We start from the raw sequence: 2,077 nt of genomic DNA, 5'->3' as shown, positions 1-2,077 counted from the left end.
CCCCCCCCCCGCCGCGGCATGCGCCGGCCCAAGTCGCAACGCTCCGACGTCCCGGCCTCTGCACGGGTGACCGCTGCCGCACCCGGGCTATTACGTGCCTAATGTTAGATCCTTCGCCCCGCGAAGCACTGCGTGCGGGGTGGTTCGGTGCGCTTGGGGCTCAGGATGACAGCCTCTCGGGTGCAATAGAGTTTGGATGCGCACGGCACTGGCTCCCTTCCCCCGCGCAGTTTGCGGGGGAAGGGCTGGGGATGGGGGGCGCCCGGGGCATGCGCCCGGCCTATCGAACCCCGCCATGGTTCTGCATCTCCCATCCTCACCATCCCATTTGGCACGAAACCTACCGATTTCCCCGCCCTGCCCTTGCGCGCGGGGACGGCGGCGGCATGTTGTCCCGCTCACCCCGGCGCTGGGGGGCCTGCGGTCCGGTCCTTGCCCGCCGCCGGAGGAGCGCACAACCCGACGGAACGCCGATGCAAAGACGTACCAAGATCGTTTGCACGCTGGGCCCCGCCTCGTGGTCGCCCGAGCGCATCGCGGCGCTCGTCGACGCTGGGATGGACGTAGCCCGGATCAACTTTTCGCACGGCGAGCTGGACCGCCACGCCGAAACCATCGCCAACGTCCGCGCGTGCTCGCGCGACAAGGGCCGCCCCATCGCCATCCTGGGCGACCTGCAGGGCCCCAAGATCCGCGTGGGCGTGCTGGGCGAGGCCGCCGTGCTCAAGACCGGCGACCGCGTGGTCTTTGCCCCTGAGGGCGAGCACCAGGAGGGCGAGCTCCCCACCACCTTCCACGAGCTGGCGCACGACGTGGAGGTGGGCGAGGTGGTGCTGCTGGCCGACGGCCTGATGGAGCTGATCGTCGAGGAGGTGCAGCCGCCGCGGGTGACCATGCGCGTCATCCACGGCGGCGAGCTCACCAGCAACAAGGGGATCAACCTTCCCAACACGCTGGTAAGCATCCCCTCGCTGACGGAAAAGGACCTCCGCGACCTGGACTTCGCGCTGGAGCAGAAGCTGGACTACCTGGCCCTTTCGTTCGTCCGCTCGGCCGAGGACGTGAAGGACCTGGTCAGCCGCATTCCCCCCGGCGGCCCGCTGGTGGTGGTGAAGGTGGAAAAAGGGATGGCGCTGGAGAACCTGTCGGCCATCCTGGAGCAGTCCGCGGCGGCGATGGTGGCGCGCGGCGACCTGGGCGTGGAGCTGCCCTTCGAGCAGGTGCCGCTGGCGCAGAAGCGGATGATCCAGATGGCGAACGGCGCCAGCAGGCCGGTGATCACGGCCACGCAGATGCTGGAGTCGATGATCGAAAACCCGCGCCCCACCCGCGCCGAGGCGTCGGACGTGGCCAACGCCATCATCGACGGTACCGACGCCCTGATGCTTTCGGCGGAGACGGCCACGGGCAAGTTTCCCGTCGCGGCGGTGCAGGCGATGGTGCGCATCGCGCAGGAGATCGAGGATTCGCACATCCTGGAAACAGGCCCGCACTACGACATCCCCATCGACCCGGGGGTGGACGGCACCACGCCCACGGAACGCGCCATCGCCGGCGCCACCGTCGAAGCGGTCCGCCGGCTGAAGGCGCCGCTGATCCTCACCTTCACCAGCAGCGGCTCCACCGCCCGCGTGGTGTCGTCGTTCCGGCCGCCGGTGCCCATCCTGGCCATCACCGGAAATCCGCAGACCTACCAGCAGCTCGCGCTGGTGTGGGGCGTGGTCCCGGTGGTCTGCTCCCGCGAAGCGACCTACGCCGAGATGATGGAGTGCGGGCGCGAGGAAGCGGTCAGGCGCGGCCTGGCGAAGCCTGGCGACCGCATCGTGGTGACCGCCGGCCTGCCGATGCACAAGGCGGGGACCACCAACCTGCTGCAGGTGGTGGTGATATGAAGAAGTGCGAAAGTACTGAGTGCGAAAGTGCGAAAGTAGACGGCACGGGCGTCCTCGCTTCGGCCTTTACTCTCGCACTCCCGCACTTTCGCACCTTCGCACTCCCCCTGCCGTGAAGCTGCGGTTCCTGGGGACCGGCACCAGCTTCGGGGTGCCGGTGATCGGGTGCGACTGCGACACGTGCA

Annotated in this window: 1 protein-coding gene; it reads left to right on the top strand. The window is 68.8% G+C overall.

Going from position 1 to position 2,077, the window contains the following annotated elements:
- Positions 1-473: 473 nt before the first annotated feature.
- The gene (gene pyk / locus VIB55_RS05240) at positions 474-1,892 is read left to right on the top strand and encodes a pyruvate kinase (protein ID WP_331875613.1); all 1,419 of its coding nucleotides are present in this window, start codon (positions 474-476) and stop codon (positions 1,890-1,892) included.
- The last annotated feature ends 185 nt before the right edge of the window (positions 1,893-2,077 follow it).

The organism is Longimicrobium sp. (assembly GCF_036554565.1).
Classification (GTDB): Bacteria; Gemmatimonadota; Gemmatimonadetes; order Longimicrobiales; family Longimicrobiaceae; genus Longimicrobium.
The sequence above is the reverse complement of the archived record's forward strand: the minus strand, read 5'-3'. Positions and strand labels throughout refer to the sequence as shown.